Origin of the sequence: Pseudomonas protegens, from assembly GCF_003732485.1 — a bacterium.
In the GTDB taxonomy this organism is placed as follows: domain Bacteria; phylum Pseudomonadota; class Gammaproteobacteria; order Pseudomonadales; family Pseudomonadaceae; genus Aquipseudomonas; species Aquipseudomonas protegens_B.
Genome location: NZ_MOAK01000026.1, coordinates 2,261 through 2,872, shown reverse-complemented (window position 1 = coordinate 2,872; position 612 = coordinate 2,261). Strand labels below are relative to the sequence as shown.

General features: G+C 65.8%; 1 protein-coding gene. It reads right to left on the bottom strand.

Translation table 11 applies throughout. The features are described from left to right. Positions 1 to 612: hypothetical protein (locus BLX41_RS34270; protein WP_473241674.1), on the bottom strand; the 612-nt coding region annotated here is incomplete at both ends.

The following is a 612-nucleotide window of genomic DNA, read 5'->3' as shown; positions in this document are numbered from 1 at the left end:
AGGTAGTCCGAGCTCATGAACTGCTTGAGGTGGGTCAGCGCCGGGTTGGTTTCGATCAGGTACTTGTGCGGCCGGGACAGGCTCGCGGCGTCCGGCAGGCCGGCGATCTGCGCAGGCGTCGGGGCCTGGGCCAAGGTGCTGCCCTGGCCGCTGAGGCGGAACAGGCCGTTGCCGCTGGTGGGCAGGGTGAAGCCCGGCAGTACCAGGGGGTTGACCTGTTGCTGGGCCAGTTCCGGGGGCAGTTGCGGGTTGATCCGGATCGGCGTCGAGTAACCGTTGCCAACGCCGGTGTCGGTCAGGGTCTTGCCGGCGCCGACGTACTCGTAGAAGGAGCGGATCACGCTGTTGTCGAGGGTTTTATCAGCCTTGAGGTTGACCTTGCCACCGGCCTGGATGGTGGCGGCGAAGGATTGGTCGCCGTCCACCACTTTGCTGCTGGAGGACAGCATCACCCCGGTCCAGGCAATGAAGGCGCTGAGGTCGGAGGCGAAGCTGGCAGACGGCGTCGGGTTATTGCGGGCGTTGAACGCGGCGGCATGGGCTGCGGCGTTGCCGGTTTCGTTGACGAAGCTCCAGTAGCGCCGCAGGGTGGTGATTTCCTGGGGTTGCAGG